The sequence below is a fragment of the Bacillus sp. PS95 genome, from assembly GCF_037963565.1.
Classification (GTDB): Bacteria; Bacillota; Bacilli; order Bacillales; family Bacillaceae; genus Bacillus; species Bacillus subtilis.
In genome coordinates this window covers 3,143,945-3,160,961 of record NZ_CP150160.1, presented here as the reverse complement: position 1 = coordinate 3,160,961, position 17,017 = coordinate 3,143,945, and the positions used below count along the sequence as shown (strand labels likewise).

The following is a 17,017-nucleotide window of genomic DNA, read 5'->3' as shown; positions in this document are numbered from 1 at the left end:
TGAAAAGGTTTGAAAAGAAAAGCCAGTATCATGTTTGTCCATCAAGACAAGTACGAAGAATACAAACAGCGGCATGATGACATTTGGCCTGAGATGGCAGAAGCACTCAAAGCTCATGGAGCACACCATTATTCCATTTTTCTAGACGAGGAAACAGGCAGGCTTTTTGCATATTTAGAAATAGAGGATGAAGAGAAATGGAGAAAGATGGCGGACACGGAAGTTTGCCAAAGATGGTGGAAATCGATGGCGCCATTAATGAAAACAAATTCGGATTTCAGTCCTGTTTCGATAGATCTAAAGGAAGTTTTTTATTTGGATTAAAAAACCGATAAAGGGAGAGAGCCGCATGACCATAAAAGCCAATTATGACAGTGCAAAACAGGCATATGAAAAATGGGGAATTGATGTTGAAGAGGCGCTTCGGCAATTAGAGCAAGTGCCCATTTCGATCCATTGCTGGCAGGGTGACGACATTGAAGGCTTTGAAGTAAATAAGGGCGAGCTTTCAGGCGGAATTAACGTGACTGGCAATTATCCCGGAAAAGCGCAAACTCCTGAAGAATTAAGAAGAGATTTGGAGAAGGCTCTTTCTCTCATTCCTGGAAAGCACCGCGTAAACCTGCATGCGATATACGCAGAAACAAACAGGGAAGCGGTAGAACGTGACGAATTGAAGCCGCAGCATTTTGAAAACTGGGTGAAATGGGCAAAAAACCTTGGGCTCGGTTTAGATTTTAATCCAACCTTGTTTTCGCATGAGAAAGCGGCTGACGGACTCACCCTTTCACACCCTGATCCGGACATCAGAGAATTTTGGATCAGGCATTGCATCGCTTGCCGCCGTATCGGGGAATACTTCGGGAAAGAATTAGGAACACCTTGCTTGACGAATATTTGGATTCCCGACGGCTATAAGGATATCCCGAGTGATAGAATGACACCGCGTAAAAGACTAAAAGAATCACTGGATCGGATCTTCGCAGAGGAGATCAGTGAACAACACAATCTTGATGCAATCGAGAGCAAGCTGTTCGGGCTTGGCTCCGAATCATATGTTGTCGGATCTCATGAATTTTATTTAGCTTATGCTTTGATGAATCATAAGCTTTGTTTACTTGATACAGGCCATTTCCATCCGACTGAGACGGTATCAAACAAGATCTCGTCCATGCTGCTTTACACAGACAAGCTTGCCTTGCACGTATCGCGGCCTGTTCGTTGGGATAGCGACCATGTAGTGGTTTTGGATGATGAATTGAGAGAAATCGCTCTTGAAATTGTACGAAATCATGCTCTTGAGAAGGTCGCCATCGGTCTGGATTTTTTCGATGCCAGCATTAACCGTGTAGCCGCCTGGACCATCGGAACGAGAAATATGATCAAAGCTTTATTGTATGCCCTGCTTCTCCCGAACGGCTATTTAAAACAATTGCAGGAAGAGGGCCGCTATACAGAAAGGCTGGCCCTGATGGAGGAATTCAAAACATATCCTTTCGGAGCCATCTGGGATTCCTACTGTGAGCAAATGGGCGTTCCGGTAAAAGAGGCATGGCTTCATGACATCAAAGAATATGAGCAACAGGTGCTTTTAAAAAGGAAGGCGTCTTCTCCGATTGTCTAATAAAAAATCCGCCGCGGCATTTGCACGCGGGCGGATTTTTTTAAGCTTGATCAGCAGGGTATACAATCCCCATTTGCTTTCTTGCTTCTTCCATAATCTTTGCAGTGGTCAAAGACCGTTCAAATGTATTTTCTTCAGATTCCAGCTTATTTTCTTTTATGAGCGTGACAAATTCTTCTGCTTCATAGAACATCGCTGGTTTAGGATCAGGGATCGCGATGTTTTCAAGGCGGCCGTCCCGGTAGCGGATTTCAACACGTTCAGGCCGGTGAATCGTATCGATTACAATCGTCCCGTCTTCACCCTGGATTTCAGCCGGGGCATAGGAAGTAGAGATTTTGGAATGCATCAGAACAGCTTCGAACCCGTCGTAAGACAGAATGACAGTTCCTTCTCCGTCCACTCCGGAGGATAAAGCATATCCGTTTGCTTTTACATCCTTCGGCGCGCCAAACAACACAACAGCCGGATAAATACAATAGACGCCAATATCCATTAATGACCCATTGGAAAGCTCAGGCTGAAACGCATTCAAAACAGTTCCGCTTCTGAACGCGTCATATCGTGAGGAATACTGGCAGTAGCTTGCGGTAAATCTGCGGACAGTGCCGATTTTATGCAGGTGTTTTTTCAGCTCTTTGAAATTCGGCAGGAAAGTGGTCTTCATTGCTTCCATGAGAACAACGCCGTTTGCCTTAGCCGCTGAGATCATCTCTTCTGTTTCTTTTGTATTCGAAGCAAACGGCTTCTCACAAAGCACATGCTTGCCATGGTTCATAAAGAGAACGGCTTGTTCCTTGTGAAGAGCGTTCGGGCTCGCTATGTATACGGCATCAAAGCAATCGCTCGCCGCCATTTCCTGAAGGTCTGAGAAGGCATGCGTAGCGTTGTGTTTAGCAGCAAACTCGCCAGCGCGTTCAGCAGATCTTGAATAAACAGCAGTCAGCTGAAAATCTTCGATATCCGCTGCTGACTCAAGAAAGCGGTCTGTAATCCAGTTGGTTCCTATTATTGCAAAACGTATCACTCGTATCGCTCCTTTTGTATGATATAGCTAAATTATAGCTTAAAAAGAACAAAATCACATGATAGATATAAATAGAATGTTAAAACCGTGAAAGCTTTTCCAGCAATTAACGGTTTTTATTTTTCATTATAGGGACGATAGTGTACAATTTAATTAAACTATGTATGACGGAGGAACGATAGTGGAGACGTTGCAAACATGGAGCGGCAGATTCAAGCGATTCTTCTTGGATAATAAGTTTGTTTTATTTTTGCTTGTGCTGCTGCTGATTGGTTTAAATATTCTAGTATTTACAAAAACATCATTTATTTTCACCCCGATTATTGTTCTGCTCAAAACGATATCACTTCCGATTATTTTGACAGGCATTGTTTTTTATCTGTTAAACCCAGTCGTCGATTTTCTGGAGAGAAGAAGAATAAGAAGAATCTATTCTATATTGCTGCTATATCTATTGGTTATCGGGCTGATCACGATCACGATCGTGTCCATCATTCCCTTCTTAAAAGAACAAATTATGAGTTTGATTGACAATATCCCAAGATATGTGGACGTCGTAGAAAATCAGACGAAACAGCTGATCGGCAGCAACTTCGTCAACCAGGCCCAGCAAACGATGAACATTAATATATCTGATCTTGCTACAAAGGTTTCGGATCAGGCAGCGACGATCGTGAACAGCACCTTTACCGGTGTTGGGAATTTTATCGGCGCACTGACTGAGATTATCATTTCGATCGTCACGGTTCCGTTTATTCTATTTTATTTGCTAAAAGACGGAAGAAAATTACCGGTCTACATACTGAAGTTTGTGCCGACTCGATTGAAAGAACAGACATATACAGTCTTAAGCGAAATGAATCATCGGTTAAGCTCTTATATCAGAGGCCAGATCATTGTCAGCTTCTGTATCGGGTTTTTGCTGTTTATCGGTTATTTGATTATCGGGCTGGATTATGCTTCATTGCTTGCAGTCATTGCGGCTTGCACAAGCATCGTTCCATATTTAGGGCCAACGATTGCCATTACGCCTGCGATTATCATTGCCATAGTGACATCGCCGCTCATGCTGCTTAAGCTGGTGATCGTTTGGACGATTGTTCAGCTGATTGAAGGGAAGCTGATCTCTCCGCAAATTATGGGAAAAAACCTTCACATCCATCCGATTACGATTATTTTTCTGCTGTTAACAGCCGGCAAGCTGTTTGGTGTTGTTGGAATCATTCTTGCCATTCCTGGCTATGCAGTTGCCAAAGTCATTACGACACATTTATTTGACTGGTTTAAAATGCGGTCACATTTATACGATGAAGAAAAAAATGAAAATACGCCGGGGCATAAAGTGTGATTTTCGTTTATAGTTATATAAGACGGGCTTTCCATTTATGGAAAGCTCCCGTTATGTAAAAAAATAAATGTCTAATGGGGAGAATCAAAATCATGACTCTATGGGAATTGTTTGTAGCCGCCATTTTAGGAATCGTAGAAGGATTAACAGAGTACGCGCCGGTTTCTTCGACAGGACATATGATCATAGTAGACGACATCTGGCTTAAATCAAGTAATCTGATGTCAGAAGAAGCTGCTAACTCATTCAAGGTGGTTATTCAGCTAGGCTCCATTTTAGCAGTAGCTATCGTGTTTAAAGACCGAATTTTAAATTTACTCGGCTTGAAAAAAAATATTACAAGCGACCAGGAGCAGGGACATAAATTAAGCATTGCCCAAATTGCTGTCGGACTCGTGCCTGCAGCTGTTCTCGGCTTTTTGTTTGAAGATTACATTGATGAATATTTATTTTCTGTCAAAACTGTGGCCATCGGTTTAATTGCCGGGGCAATCCTCATGCTTTTTGCTGACTGGGTCAATAAGCGGAAAACAGCGACAGACACACTTGACCGCATTTCCTATAAACAGGCGATAGCCGTCGGCTTATTCCAATGTCTTGCCCTTTGGCCGGGTTTCTCGCGTTCGGGTTCAACCATTTCCGGCGGTGTTATTCTCGGATTAAACCACCGAGCTGCAGCCGACTTTACGTTTATTATGGCGATGCCGATCATGATGGGAGCCAGCTTTCTAAGCCTCGTGAAGCATTGGGACAGCTTAAGCTCGGATCTGATGCCATTTTTCATCGTCGGCTTTATCTGTGCCTTTGTGGTCGCACTGTTTGTCGTCCGTTTCTTCTTGAGGCTGATTAACAAAATCAAACTTGTCCCATTTGCAATCTATCGAATTATTCTCGGTGTGATTTTACTTTTGATCATGATGTAAGTCGAAAAATAAGGCTCTTTTCCGAGCCTTATTTTTTCTGTCAATTCAAGAGGAAACAGCTTGTTTTTCAAAAAAAAATCATCTATAATAAACATGACGTTACATACGGGGCCATAGCTCAGCTGGGAGAGCGCTACGCTGGCAGCGTAGAGGTCAGGGGTTCGAGCCCCCTTGGCTCCATACCTTTAAACCCTTATTCTATAAGGGTTTTTTGTTTTGAGGAAAAGGTTCATTCTCTGAATCCTCCAGTTGAGCGAAGTCAAAGTGAGCAGTTTATCTGTCAATCATGAATTTTCCAATACCTCCTTTTGTTCCTCAAAGACCGTCATGTCTTCCAAAGGAGGAGAGTAGACATGAAGAGACACCATTCGTTCGGATGTGGGATTGGACATTTTGTGAATTAAACCTTTGGTTGAAATAAGGCATTCTCCTTCGTGGACAAAGTATGAATTGGAGAGTTCTGCGTGTTCGCCGGCTGAGCGATAAATAGAATTAAGAAGCTTTCCTTCTAACACCATTGCACAACCAATGGATTGACCATGATCATGTACAGTTGTCTCCTTGTTTGGCGGAATGTTAATCACGATAATTTCCAATTCATTATTTCGATAGATGGCATTTCGGCCGTAAGCGTACTGGTCTGGTTCCTTAATATACGGTTGACTTAATTTTGCTGCGTTTGGAATTTGTTTTAAAGACGTTGCTAAATCTTTAACCGATGGATTTTTCAAGCCGCCAAAAATGTCTTGGATACACTCATACAGTTCCATTCGTTTTTGCCTCCCGGAATATTTAGAATTTCCTTACATTGGTATTTCATAGGTTAATTCATGGTATTTACCCATATACAATTTAGAGGCGGCAAACGCCCAGTGAACACAAAAAAATGTGCGGCCAAAATGTTGTCTTATCACCAACTTATTCGAGTTTATTAGTTGGAATAGTGGATTGAAAGGATTAAAACGGCCTGATTTAATTCGCTTGAGGGAACGAGCAGGGATTCATAAGTGCAGTTCTAGACACAATATCGGGGAAAAGCTTTTTATGTTGTGCTTGAAATTTACTCCATTGACAAAACACAATCGATTTGAAATAATATTTGATTATATGCTCATTTATTCACATAATTATAATAAAATAATATCATTTCCCCTGAAAGGGATAATATTAGAATGAAAGCTAATGGTATGCAAAATCTATTAGCTTCTTTTGGTTTCAAAAAATGATGTGTTTCGCATGTATTCATATAGGAAGGAATGACAACATGAAGACAAAACACTATTGGGTGATTTCTTTGCTCGCCGTCTTAGCGGTCGGGCCGGGATTGATGTCTAACACGGCATTGTCGTCAGTTCAAGGCCTTGTTCAGAAAGCGGTTGGAACAAGTGTCTTCACATCAGTAAATCCGATATTGATCGGCAATATGGCCTTTGCCTTATTAGTTCCGGCAGGACCGCTTCTGAGGAAAAAATTCGGTGCGCGTCCCGTCTATCTGGCTTCATTACCTGTTTTTATACTAGGCTCACTGCTCATCGCATGTTCAGGCGATATTGCATGGATGGCGGCAGGGCGCTTTTTACAGGGGGCGGCAACAGGCATCATGCTGATGATTATGATTCCAATGCTTGTACTGTCATTCCCGATTGAACGCAGGAACTATGCACTGTTTGTGCTGATCGGGGGATTCTATGGTTCTGTTATCATCGGCACAATCCTCGGAACCATTGCAACAAGCTGCGGGCATTGGAGATGGCTGTTTTTCATCTTTGGCACCTTGTCCCTGATCGGTGTCGCGGTGAGCTATTTCTTTCTCCATGACGAACATCACGGAGCGGCGGATCAAGAACAGCCGCTTGATCGTGCGGGAATTCTTTTATCTGTTTTCCTTGCCGCAGCCTCAGCGGTTTCATTCATTTTTCTGCAAAAATGGGGGCTGTCATCGGGTTATGTATGGATTGGTTTCGGGGTGACGTTATGTTTGCTCATTGGTCTATTGATTGTGGAATATAAAGTGAAAAACCCATTCATATCTATTAAACTGATGCTGCTGCCAAAACCGGTGCTTGGCTTATTGATCATAGCTGCAGGGACGATAACGGTAGCTGTCAGCCTGTCTGCTTTTCAAGGCTTGCTCCGTCAAATGTATGATATTTCTCAGGAGCATCTCATTCTTTTAAACTTGACTCTTTTAATCGGAGTGGCGATCGCGGCCATTTTGAGCGCTCTGTTTTACGATAAAGTCGGACCAGGGATGCTCGGTATTATCGGCGGACTCATTCTCGTCTTTGTGAATTTTCAATGGCTGCATATGCAGGATCGATCATCTCTTTATATGTTCGCGGCACTGTTTATCATGCTTGCAGCGGGAACAGGCCTGACAGTCGCCGCAGGGCTGATGGGAGCTGCCATGGGAGGCCCGCTGCCTGATTTGGTCAAGAGAATGACAGCTGTTCAGTTTTTAAGATTGTTTGTCTATATGGGAGTTCCTATTCTCATCGGCTTTTTCACGAAAAAAGATGCTGCCAGACAAAGCGGTTCGGTACAGGATTCTATGATGACTGCTTATCATGATCTCTTCTTCATTTCTTTTATCCTTAGCGTGCTGCTCGTCTGCCTGTCATTTTGTATGAATGCCACTGGAATGGGGCACAAGCTGGCACATAAACCAAATGATAAAGCGAAAACAGCTCCGGAAAAACCGGCCGTTTCAGCACAAGGTTTGTCGAAGGCAACTGTCAAATCATATAAAGTAATAAATGATACGGAATATCGGAATGCACTCAGAAATTTACAAAAATAGAAACATGGTAAAAACCTTTTCATTGAGCGAAAAGGTTTTTATTTTGCAATCTTTTCCCAACTTTATCCCTAAAGAATTGAAAAATATTAGAAGTGCAAGTAAAATTCTAAAAGGTAGATTCTTTTACATTCGTAATCTTTTAATTCGAAGGAAGGTTTTCATGGCCCGTAAAAAACTTAAAAAACGTAAACTCTTGATTTCACTATTTTTCATTGTATCGATTCCGCTAGCTCTGTTTGTTTTAGCGACAACTTTATCAAAACCGATTGAAACATCCAAAGAAACTGAAGAAATCGATGAACAGCAAGTATTTATAGACAGTCTGTCCGGACATGCCCAAATTTTGTATGAAAAATACCATGTTCTCCCCAGCATCACAATTGCTCAGGCCATTCTCGAATCGGACTGGGGGAACAGTGAACTGGCTGCTAAGGCCAACAACCTTTTTGGCGTAAAAGGGAATTATAAAGGCCATCATGTCACGATGGAAACGGACGAAGTTGAAAAAGGGAAAAGAAAAACCATTCGCGCGAAGTTTCGAAAATACAGCACGTTTTTTGAATCTATGGATGATCACGCCCAATTGTTCGTCCGTGGCACATCGTGGAATAAAAAGAAGTATAAACCGGTGCTTGAGGCAGGGAATTATAAGGAAGCGGCAACCGCCCTGCAAACATCAGGATATGCTACAGACCCTGACTACGCTGACAAAATCAGCGCTATTGTGGAAAAATACGATTTAGATGAGTACGATGAGGTAAATCCATCCCTCAAATCTGTGGATTTAAACGCCTCTATTAAAGACAGTGCCGTTCAAGACGTATGGTCCAAGCCCTCTACTGATGATCGGTCCATAAGGCTTACCTCTGCCCAATCTTACGTCGGCAAAGACATAAAGGTTGTGTCTAGAAAACAGAAAGGCCAGTCTGTATGGTACCAATTCCAAATCAATGATAAACTTATCGGCTGGATTGATGATTCAGCTGTTGAAATAAAGGAGGCAACCTAAGCCCTTTTTACTGGTATTTTTAATTCTTTGTTCCATTACGGGGAATTTGAGGTATAATATTCCACGGAAGTTATCACTTTTTAACTATGCTTTCGGGAGGGAACAAAGGTGCAGAAATATAGACGCAGAAACACGGTTGCCTTTACAGTATTAGCTTATTTTACTTTTTTTGCGGGAGTATTTTTGTTTAGTATCGGACTCTATAATGCTGATAACCTGGAACTCAATGAAAAAGGTTATTACATCGCTGTTATGATACTTGTAGCAGTTGGTGCGATTCTTACACAAAAAGTGACCCGTGATAACGCGGAGGATAACGAAATCATCGCGGAACAGGAAAAAAGACAAAATCAATCTCATATCGAATCATAAAAAAATCCGGCGACTGCACGCCGGATTTTTTGATATCACCCTGTAAACACTTCGCCGTCAGGGTAACGGATATTTGATTGCTCTGTTTTTGCGAATGAAAACACGAACGTTAAAGGACCAATTCTTCCGATAAACATGATGACAATAATGATACACTTGCCAGCTGTTGTCAGTTCAGGAGTAAGCCCCATCGTAAGGCCGACAGTTCCGAATGCGGAAAAGGTTTCAAACACAATTTGAAGAAATGGCGCTTGTTCTGTGATCGTCAGGGCGAAAATCCCTAAAAACACGATGAACAAACTGGTGACGCTCACAGCTAAAGCTTTAATGATAATCGGATATTTGATGGAACGGCGGAAAATAACCGTTTCTTTTTTACCTCTCAAGTAAGCAATAACAGATGTTAAAATCACGATGAACGTAGTCAGCTTAATGCCGCTCGCCGTTGATGCGCTTCCTGCTCCGATAAACATCAATAATAAAGTAAATACAATTGTTCCTTCTCTCATGCTTCCAAAATCTAGAGAATTGAAGCCTGCGGTTCTCGGCGTCACTGCCTGAAAATAGGACGCCCACAGTTTATCCACTATATGCAGGTGGCCGAGCGTGCCGGGGTTGCTGTATTCTAAAATAAAGACCGTAAGCATAGCAATCGCATTCAACATCAGCGTTCCTGTAAGCATGAGCTTTGTATGTAAAGAAAAAGCTTTAAAACGCCGATTTTTCATCACATCAAACAGAACCGTAAATCCGATCCCTCCTGTGATAAATAAGAAAGTAATCACGAGGTTTACTGTAGGATCGCCAACGTAGCTCATCAAATTATCAGGCCACAGCGAAAACCCGGCATTGTTAAAAGCAGAAATTGCGTGAAACAAACTTGCAAACAAGCCGGATGACCAGCCGTACTGAGGTACAAGCCGGATGGATAAAATGAGTGCTGCTATCAATTCAATACTGATCGAAAACAGAAACAGGACTTTGACAAGGCCAATGACACCGCCGATTGTCGGCTGGTTTAAGGCTTCCTGGACGAGCATTCGTTCTTTTAAGCCGATTTTTTTTCCTAATATCATGACGATCAAGACCGCAAATGTCATAAATCCAAGCCCGCCAATCTGAATCAGCCCCATAATAACTGTTTGCCCGAATACCGTAAATTGAGTACCGGTATCGACAACAGCAAGCCCTGTAACAGTTGTAGCGGAAGCCGCAGTAAAAAGGGCATCTATCCATGACAATGGCTTCGTAGTGGAAATCGGAAGCATTAATAGGACAGCCCCGATGATAATGGTAAGGAAAAAACCAATGGCAAGCACTTGAGGCGGTGTAAACCGAACCCATTTGATCACTTTATCCCTTTGAAGTGTCACTTTTGTCTACATCCCTTCGTTTTCAAAACGTTTAATATCCTTTTTGTGGCCCATGATCACCAGGCAATCTTGCTCGTGAATGATGTCTTCAGGCGCGGGGGAAAGACAGATATCTCCATGATGTTTAATGGCCAGGATCGTGCAGCCGTACTTTGCTCTTACATTCAGGTCAATAATCGATTTTGAATCAAGCTTGCGCGTAGCCAGCAGCTCGACAATACTGTATTCATCAGATAGATCAATGTAATTCAAAACATTTTCGTCTGAAAGGCTTTGTGCGATTTTAACTCCCATATCTTTTTCAGGATGAATAATGCGGTCAGCGCCTATTTTTTCAAGCACCTTGTGATGATAATAGTTTTGAGCCTTCACCCAAATATTTGGAACATCAAGCTCCTTTAATAATAGGGTGGTCAGCGTACTCGCTTGAATATTTGCTCCGATGGCAACAATCACATATTCAAAATTGCGTATTCCTAATGAAAGCAATTCGTTTTCTTCGGTGGCGTTGGCAATTACCGCATGAGTGGCGTAAGAAGCATATGCATTGACCTTTTCTTCGTTGATATCAACCGCAAGGACCTCATGCCCCATTCTATGAAGTTCTTTACAAATGCTGCCGCCAAATCGGCCCAGCCCGATCACGGCAAATTGCTTATTTTTAATTCTTCCCAATGTTCATATCTCCCTTAGTGAATTAACGTTTTTGAAGCAAAAAAGACCATTGCAAAGAATGGCCGATAATAGACCTCCTCTCTGTATACGCCTACGAGGTTAGCTGTCGGATTAGGGATTCAGAGTACCCCCTCTTACTTAGTAAGATTCACCCCAAGGCTGTTAATAAAACAGCCAATCGTTGGTTCCCCCGTTCGTGTTTGATTAAGCGGTAAAAGAGACTGTATGAAATTGAACACTCAAGAATTTACTCCTGTTTCTAGTGTTTGTCAATTTAAATTTTAAACCAGAAAAAAGATAACGGGAATTAGAGAAAAAGGGGAGGGTAAAACGCAAAAAAGACCGGCGTTAACCGGTCTTTTACATTAGTTGCAACCGCAAGGCTGAGTCGGAGGAGTGCTGCGCTTAGCCACGTCAATGCTGGCTTCTGCGTAAAATTTATTTCCGATGCTTAATGATTTATTCTCTGCACGGAAAGTATATGTACCTGCGGCAGGAAGTGTTTTGTTATTCAGTTTTAATTTGAATTCGCCAGCTCCTAATAAATCAAGTGCCAAAGGAACTCTTACTGTTTTCCCGTTATTGAGGATCTGTGTTGTACGCAAGGCATTTCCGTTCAATGTGTCTTTCGTGTTTGCAGTAAATCCGCTTGGCAATGTAAACTCCATAACGCCAAGGCTGAGAAGCGTGTTTGGACGGTAAGTCAATTCGATATCTGAGAAAGACCATTCCGTTTTGCTGGCGCCAGTGATTGTTGCGAACAATGAAGCTGTAGACTGTGTTCTCATAGTAGATCCAGTATGAGCTTTAGTTGATGTAGATTCAGCCGCGAAAGAAGCTGTAGGTGCAGAAACGAGTAACCCGAGACTTAATGCACTAATTGCCAAAGAAGATAATAATTTGCGTTTCATAACAAAATTCCCCCTAAAAAATGATAAATTAAACAGGCCTGCCCGCTTTTCACCTCCTCTGAAAGGCCAAATACAAATTTTACCTACATAAAATTACCATCAAATATTTTGGAAGTAAATGGGGTGTTTTTCCCGTATTTTTCAAATTTGTAGTAGTTACATCAAAAAACGCCTGCTTTCCCAGGCGTTTTCTGCTTTACTTTGTTTCGATCGGTATAAATTTAAAAATTTCTCCGGTCTGCACCGATTCAGCAAGCCGTTTCAGCCAGTCATAGTAAGCTTTAGAGCTTTCCAGCTGATCATATAACTGCAGTGCTTCATTTTTGATATCCTCATCGAGATCTTCCTTGCATAAAACCTTTTGTAAATCATCTTGAGCTTCCTCGATCGCTGCTACATTCACTTGAACCTCCCGCTCCCATTTAGGTGGAAAGAAATTTGTGAAAAATTTAAAGAAATCCTTCTCAGCCACAAATGTATGCTTACGGATGCCCCGGTGAAATGTTTTTTTCACTACATTTAAGTCTTGAAGCTTTTTGACGCCTGTGCTCATGCTTGGTTTGCTCATTTGCAACTCCTCACGCATTTCGTCAAGCGTCATCTCATCCCTCATATACATCGTCCCATATAAAATCCCGACACTGCGGGTAATTCCGTAAAGATCCATCGTTTCAGCAATGGAGTCAATAACAAGATCCCGAGCCTGTTCTATAGCTGCAAATTCTGGATTTTCATCCATACTGACCCTCTTTTCCTTTAGAAAATTAAATTCGTTAAGTTATTTCTTTATGTTCTTTATCTTAACGAAACATGAGGAAAAGTCAAAAAGAAAAATCGAAATGGGACTTTGACAGTTTAAAAACCATGTGTTAGATTAAGGTTGTTAAAAACATTAAATTTTTATTTAACGAACTTTATTTACGTCAAGGAGGCTTATATGAGTCAAACATTATTCATTGACGGAGAATGGATCAGTGCCGAAAAAGAACAGATCCGCAGTATTATCAACCCATTTAATCAAGAAGAAATTGCAACTGTAAGCGAGGGAGGGCGAGAGGACGCCATCAAAGCAATCGCAGCCGCACGCAGAGCATTTGACAAAGGAGAATGGTCTGCGCTATCCGGGCTTGAACGCGGGAAAATTGTTCTGAAAATTGCGGAATTAATCAGACGCGATCTTGAGGAGCTGGCTGAGCTTGAATCTCTTGATACAGGAAAAACACTCGAAGAAAGCAAGGCCGATATGGACGATATCGCCAATGTTTTTCAATATTACGCCGGCTTGGCAGACAAAGATGGCGGAGAGATCATTTCATCTCCGATTCCTGATTCAGAAAGCAAAATTATTAGGGAGCCAATCGGGGTTTGCGGCCAGATCACTCCATGGAATTATCCGCTCCTTCAAGCGAGCTGGAAAATCGCCCCTGCACTGGCCGCAGGAAACACAATCGTCATGAAGCCGAGTGAGATTACGCCGCTGACGACAATCAAAGTCTTTAAGCTGATGGAAGAAGCCGGTGTTCCAAAAGGTGTCGCAAATCTTGTTCTTGGACCGGGAGCCACAGTGGGCGACGAGCTTGCCGTAAACAAAGACGTCGATTTGATTTCATTTACGGGCGGAATTGAAACAGGCAAAAAAATCATGCGGGCGGCAAGCGGAAACGTCAAAAAAATCGCCCTTGAACTTGGCGGGAAAAACCCAAATATTGTTTTCAAGGACGCGGATTTAGAAGTTGCGGTTGATCAGGCCTTAAACGCTGTATTTTTCCACGCCGGCCAAGTATGCTCTGCAGGTTCCCGCTTGCTTGTTGAGGATGCCATTCATGATCAATTTTTGGCGGAGCTGGTCAAACGGGCAAAACGCATAAAACTCGGAAACGGTTTTCATGCTGAGACAGAAAGCGGTCCGCTTATTTCGGCTGAGCACAGGGCAAAGGTAGAAAAATATGTAGAGATCGGAATAGAGGAAGGCGCGAAGCTGGAGACAGGAGGCAAACGCCCGGAAGATCCTGAGCTTCAAAACGGCTTTTTCTATGAACCTACTATTTTCTCAAACTGTAATTCTGACATGAGAATCGTTCAGGAAGAGGTTTTCGGTCCTGTATTGACAGTCGAAACCTTCAGCTCTGAAGAAGAGGTAATCGAGCTTGCGAATGATACCATCTATGGCTTGGCTGGAGCGGTATGGTCAAAAGACATTGAAAAGTGCGAACGGGTAGCAGCCCGCTTGAGAATGGGAACCGTTTGGATCAACGATTTTCATCCGTACTTTGCACAAGCGCCATGGGGCGGATATAAGCAATCCGGGTTCGGACGCGAGCTTGGAAAAATAGGCCTTGAAGAATACACAGAAGTCAAACATGTATACCGCAATACAAAACCGGCAGCGGTTAACTGGTTTAATTCATAAGAGGGGGAGATTGATGATGACATTAAATATGAAGGTAGAAAGCATGCAGAAATTCCACACATTTGAAATTCCGACTGTGATTAAGCATGGAATCGGAGCCATCAAGCATACGGGTGAGGAAGTAGCTGCACTGGGCGTTTCAAAAGCGCTCCTTGTCACAGACCCAGGGATTTATAAAGCCGGTGTTGCTGATCCTGTAATCGAATCACTTAAAGAAGCAGGCATTGAAGTGGTGCTCTTTAATAAAGTTGAGCCAAACCCGCCTGTCCGTCTGGTGAATGAAGGATCTGAGCTTTACAAAAAAGAGAACTGTAATGGTTTGGTGGCAGTCGGAGGCGGAAGCTCCATGGATACAGCTAAAGCAATCGGAGTAGAAGCGACTCACGAAGGAAGCGTGCTTGATTATGAAGCGGCAGATGGGAAAAAACCGCTGGAAAACCGCATTCCTCCGCTGACGACAATTCCCACTACAGCTGGAACAGGATCAGAAGTAACTCAATGGGCGGTTATCACAGATGAAGAAAGAGAATTCAAATTCAACACGGGCGGTCCGCTGATTGCAGCGCACTTGACCATCATTGATCCTGAGCTTCATGTTTCAATGCCTCCGCATGTAACAGCTATGACGGGAATTGATGCGCTCGCCCATGCCATTGAGTGCTATACAATGAAATTTGCACAGCCAATCACGGATGCGGTTGCCCTAATGGCGATTGAGTATGCCGCTCATTACATTAAGAGGGCATTTGCTGACGGAGAGGATCTGGAAGCAAGGTACGGAATGGCGCAGGCAGCGATGCTTGCCGGTCTTTCTTACGGAAGTGAATCAGCGGGCGCGGCTCATGCGATGAGCCAAACGCTTGGCGGTATTATCCCAGTCGCTCACGGCCAATGTGTAGCGGCGATGATGGGCCCTGTCATGGAATACAACTGGAAGGGCTATCCTGAGAAGTTTGCGCGTATTGCGAAAGCGTTCGGTATTGATACAAGCAAGATGACAACAGAAGAAGCTGCGAAAGCATCTGTCAATTGGATGTATGATCTGGTCGAAGATTTAGAAGTGCCGACTTTAGAAGAGCAGGGAGTATCACCTGATATGATCGAACGCTTGTCTAAAGAAGCAATGAAAGATCCGCAAACCTTCGGAAACCCTAGAGATTTAAATGAAAAAGCATACAACTGGATCTACAAGCGCTGCTTTAACCTTACGCCTAAAACGGTATAATCAAAATCCCGCTCCTTTACAGAGCGGGATTTTTTGGGATAATGAAGCATAGGTGGAAATTTTAGATAAGAAAGAAGGTGCCAGCTGATGTGGAAGCGGATGACTGCAAAAGCAGAAGGCTTATATATCGCAGATACAGAAAGTTTCGTAACAAAGCAAATGGACAAGCTTGATTTTGATTATGGCGGCATCCCTGGCGATTTGCATTTTGGCCTGACTAAAAAAGCGGGAGCCAGAGAACCAATGTTTTCAAGAGGGACTGAAATTTTCAACCGCAGACAAATTTCAATTGTTTCAATAGAGGAATGCAACGAAATCGCTTTAAAAATGGGAGTGCCGAGGATTTTGCCGGAATGGCTCGGGGCGAATGTGGCAGTCAGCGGTATGCCAGATCTTACTTCATTAAAAGAAGGAAGCCGGATTATTTTTCCAAGCGGAGCGGCTCTGCTGTGTGAGGGCGAAAATGATCCGTGTATCCAGCCGGGAGAAGTCATTCAGTCTTATTATCCGGACCAACCGAAGCTGGCGTCGGCTTTCGTCCGCCACGCACTGGGCATTAGAGGGATTGTCTGTATTGTGGAGAGACCTGGTGCTGTTTACACAGGTGATGAAATAGAAGTTCATTCCTATCAGCGAAAAGTCAAACGAAAAGCAGAAAGGGTCTGATTAAATCAGGCCCTTTCTATCTTTTCTTTAATTTCTTTCATTTGGCTGAGGTGCCGTTTTTCATGATGGCCGATAAAATCGATCCACTGTCTGACAGTCAGCTCTTGAAACACAGGATGCGGAAGCACTCTTTCAAAATCTTCTTCTTTCAGAGAGGCAATCGCAGCAGTCAGCTGCTCTCTTACCACATCAAGCTCACGTTTCATTTGGCTGCCTGAAATAAAATCATGCGCAGGCTCAAGATGACTCGGGGCTTTCCGTTTATTATTTCTGTCCTGTGCTACCTCAAGCGGTTTTTCTTCAATTTCTTTAATCGGAGCGTCCTTTACACGTTCCTTCAACATTTTTTGTGCGGTCATATCGATTTTTTTCAAATGGTCAAGAACTTCCCGTATGCTCCATTCTTCAGCAGAAGGCTTTTGATTCAGCTTTTCGTCAGAAAGTCCTTTCAATTCGTTCCACGTTTCTAATCTGGCTTCATTAAAGATACTCATCATATCTCCTCCTAAAATGACATTACCATATATATAAGCAATTATCATTTATAAAGCACTTCAAATGGGTTATTTATCTTAAAATTTTGAAACTTTTCCTGGGGTGTCTCGTATTAATGGTAACGGCAGCCGTTCATCAATGCATTGATGAAGAAAGGAT

At 42.8% G+C, this 17,017-nt stretch carries 17 protein-coding genes, 1 tRNA gene and 1 riboswitch; of the genes, 11 read left to right on the top strand and 7 right to left on the bottom strand.

Going from position 1 to position 17,017, the window contains the following annotated elements; translation table 11 throughout:
- The first annotated feature begins 9 nt into the window (after nt 1–9).
- Nucleotides 10–324, top strand: coding sequence for an L-rhamnose mutarotase (rhaM, locus tag NSQ12_RS16590; protein ID WP_015714599.1), 315 nt, complete (start codon nt 10–12; stop codon nt 322–324).
- A 25-nt stretch (nt 325–349) separates the two neighbouring features.
- The gene (rhaA, locus tag NSQ12_RS16585) at nt 350–1,624 is read left to right on the top strand and encodes an L-rhamnose isomerase (RefSeq protein WP_110109469.1); all 1,275 of its coding nucleotides are present in this window, start codon (nt 350–352) and stop codon (nt 1,622–1,624) included.
- 40 nt (nt 1,625–1,664) lie between these two features.
- Here the strand turns inward: rhaA and iolU are convergent, their stop codons facing one another.
- Nucleotides 1,665–2,651 carry a scyllo-inositol 2-dehydrogenase gene (gene iolU, locus NSQ12_RS16580; protein ID WP_072175130.1) on the bottom strand — a complete coding sequence of 329 codons (987 nt, stop codon included), beginning with the start codon at nt 2,649–2,651 and terminating at the stop codon, nt 1,665–1,667.
- A gap of 181 nt (nt 2,652–2,832) precedes the next feature.
- On the opposite strand from iolU, the gene NSQ12_RS16575 reads away from it, so the two are divergent.
- The 3 genes from NSQ12_RS16575 (at nt 2,833) to NSQ12_RS16565 (ending at nt 5,102) form a co-directional block, all read left to right on the top strand.
- Nucleotides 2,833–3,999 carry an AI-2E family transporter gene (locus NSQ12_RS16575; protein ID WP_038429517.1) on the top strand — a complete coding sequence of 389 codons (1,167 nt, stop codon included), beginning with the start codon at nt 2,833–2,835 and terminating at the stop codon, nt 3,997–3,999.
- Between the two features lie 92 nt (nt 4,000–4,091).
- Complete coding sequence (locus tag NSQ12_RS16570; RefSeq protein WP_014477785.1) at nt 4,092–4,922, top strand: undecaprenyl-diphosphate phosphatase; 831 nt, start codon at nt 4,092–4,094, stop codon at nt 4,920–4,922.
- A gap of 107 nt (nt 4,923–5,029) precedes the next feature.
- Nucleotides 5,030–5,102 (top strand) — tRNA-Ala (locus NSQ12_RS16565).
- Nucleotides 5,103–5,206: 104 nt separating this feature from the next.
- Here the strand turns inward: NSQ12_RS16565 and cdoA are convergent.
- Nucleotides 5,207–5,692 (bottom strand): cysteine dioxygenase, encoded by a 486-nt coding sequence (cdoA, locus tag NSQ12_RS16560; RefSeq protein WP_015251362.1) that lies wholly within the window; start codon nt 5,690–5,692, stop codon nt 5,207–5,209.
- 494 nt (nt 5,693–6,186) lie between these two features.
- Between cdoA and NSQ12_RS16555 the strand changes: the two genes are divergently transcribed.
- The 3 genes from NSQ12_RS16555 (at nt 6,187) to NSQ12_RS16545 (ending at nt 9,103) form a co-directional block, all read left to right on the top strand.
- Nucleotides 6,187–7,722 carry an MFS transporter gene (locus NSQ12_RS16555; RefSeq protein ID WP_339175170.1) on the top strand — a complete coding sequence of 512 codons (1,536 nt, stop codon included), beginning with the start codon at nt 6,187–6,189 and terminating at the stop codon, nt 7,720–7,722.
- Nucleotides 7,723–7,882: 160 nt separating this feature from the next.
- Complete coding sequence (lytG, locus tag NSQ12_RS16550; protein WP_031315317.1) at nt 7,883–8,731, top strand: exo-glucosaminidase LytG; 849 nt, start codon at nt 7,883–7,885, stop codon at nt 8,729–8,731.
- Between the two features lie 108 nt (nt 8,732–8,839).
- Nucleotides 8,840–9,103: a YiaA/YiaB family protein gene (locus NSQ12_RS16545; protein WP_003222348.1), complete on the top strand. Its 264-nt coding sequence runs from the start codon at nt 8,840–8,842 to the stop codon at nt 9,101–9,103.
- Between the two features lie 35 nt (nt 9,104–9,138).
- Here the strand turns inward: NSQ12_RS16545 and ktrB are convergent, their stop codons facing one another.
- The 4 genes from ktrB to gbsR all read right to left on the bottom strand — a co-directional run bounded on the left by ktrB (nt 9,139) and on the right by gbsR (nt 12,801).
- A complete protein-coding gene (gene ktrB, locus NSQ12_RS16540) occupies nt 9,139–10,476 on the bottom strand; it encodes a Ktr system potassium transporter KtrB (protein ID WP_080529717.1) in 1,338 nt (445 codons plus the stop codon).
- Nucleotides 10,477–10,482: 6 nt separating this feature from the next.
- Complete coding sequence (gene ktrA, locus NSQ12_RS16535; RefSeq protein ID WP_029318513.1) at nt 10,483–11,151, bottom strand: potassium uptake protein KtrA; 669 nt, start codon at nt 11,149–11,151, stop codon at nt 10,483–10,485.
- A gap of 72 nt (nt 11,152–11,223) precedes the next feature.
- Nucleotides 11,224–11,372: riboswitch (cyclic di-AMP (ydaO/yuaA leader) on the bottom strand.
- Between the two features lie 144 nt (nt 11,373–11,516).
- Nucleotides 11,517–12,062: a biofilm surface layer hydrophobin BslA gene (gene bslA / locus NSQ12_RS16530; RefSeq protein ID WP_339175167.1), complete on the bottom strand. Its 546-nt coding sequence runs from the start codon at nt 12,060–12,062 to the stop codon at nt 11,517–11,519.
- Between the two features lie 196 nt (nt 12,063–12,258).
- Nucleotides 12,259–12,801, bottom strand: coding sequence for a transcriptional regulator GbsR (gene gbsR / locus NSQ12_RS16525; RefSeq protein ID WP_339175166.1), 543 nt, complete (start codon nt 12,799–12,801; stop codon nt 12,259–12,261).
- Nucleotides 12,802–12,999: 198 nt separating this feature from the next.
- Here gbsR and betB point away from each other — a divergent pair, with 198 nt between their 5' ends.
- The 3 genes from betB to NSQ12_RS16510 all read left to right on the top strand — a co-directional run bounded on the left by betB (nt 13,000) and on the right by NSQ12_RS16510 (nt 16,363).
- Nucleotides 13,000–14,472, top strand: coding sequence for a betaine-aldehyde dehydrogenase (betB, locus tag NSQ12_RS16520; protein ID WP_029318514.1), 1,473 nt, complete (start codon nt 13,000–13,002; stop codon nt 14,470–14,472).
- Between the two features lie 16 nt (nt 14,473–14,488).
- Nucleotides 14,489–15,697 carry a choline dehydrogenase gene (gene gbsB, locus NSQ12_RS16515; RefSeq protein ID WP_003243227.1) on the top strand — a complete coding sequence of 403 codons (1,209 nt, stop codon included), beginning with the start codon at nt 14,489–14,491 and terminating at the stop codon, nt 15,695–15,697.
- 87 nt (nt 15,698–15,784) lie between these two features.
- The gene (locus NSQ12_RS16510) at nt 15,785–16,363 is read left to right on the top strand and encodes an MOSC domain-containing protein (RefSeq protein WP_015251367.1); all 579 of its coding nucleotides are present in this window, start codon (nt 15,785–15,787) and stop codon (nt 16,361–16,363) included.
- Nucleotides 16,364–16,368: 5 nt separating this feature from the next.
- On the opposite strand, the gene NSQ12_RS16505 is transcribed toward NSQ12_RS16510, so the two are convergent.
- A complete protein-coding gene (locus NSQ12_RS16505; RefSeq protein WP_003242867.1) occupies nt 16,369–16,857 on the bottom strand; it encodes a DinB family protein in 489 nt (162 codons plus the stop codon).
- Between the last annotated feature and the right edge of the window lie 160 nt (nt 16,858–17,017).

What these genes read in the sequence shown, in the direction of transcription:
- rhaA (WP_110109469.1), top strand. Translation starts at nt 350, where the DNA reads ATGACCATAAAAGCCAATTATGACAGTGCAAAACAGGCATATGAAAAA.
- NSQ12_RS16570 (WP_014477785.1), top strand. Translation starts at nt 4,092, where the DNA reads ATGACTCTATGGGAATTGTTTGTAGCCGCCATTTTAGGAATCGTAGAA.
- cdoA (WP_015251362.1), bottom strand. Translation starts at nt 5,692, where the DNA reads ATGGAACTGTATGAGTGTATCCAAGACATTTTTGGCGGCTTGAAAAAT.
- NSQ12_RS16555 (WP_339175170.1), top strand. Translation starts at nt 6,187, where the DNA reads ATGAAGACAAAACACTATTGGGTGATTTCTTTGCTCGCCGTCTTAGCG.
- lytG (WP_031315317.1), top strand. Translation starts at nt 7,883, where the DNA reads ATGGCCCGTAAAAAACTTAAAAAACGTAAACTCTTGATTTCACTATTT.
- bslA (WP_339175167.1), bottom strand. Translation starts at nt 12,062, where the DNA reads ATGAAACGCAAATTATTATCTTCTTTGGCAATTAGTGCATTAAGTCTC.
- gbsR (WP_339175166.1), bottom strand. Translation starts at nt 12,801, where the DNA reads ATGGATGAAAATCCAGAATTTGCAGCTATAGAACAGGCTCGGGATCTT.
- betB (WP_029318514.1), top strand. Translation starts at nt 13,000, where the DNA reads ATGAGTCAAACATTATTCATTGACGGAGAATGGATCAGTGCCGAAAAA.
- gbsB (WP_003243227.1), top strand. Translation starts at nt 14,489, where the DNA reads ATGACATTAAATATGAAGGTAGAAAGCATGCAGAAATTCCACACATTT.
- NSQ12_RS16510 (WP_015251367.1), top strand. Translation starts at nt 15,785, where the DNA reads ATGTGGAAGCGGATGACTGCAAAAGCAGAAGGCTTATATATCGCAGAT.
- NSQ12_RS16505 (WP_003242867.1), bottom strand. Translation starts at nt 16,857, where the DNA reads ATGAGTATCTTTAATGAAGCCAGATTAGAAACGTGGAACGAATTGAAA.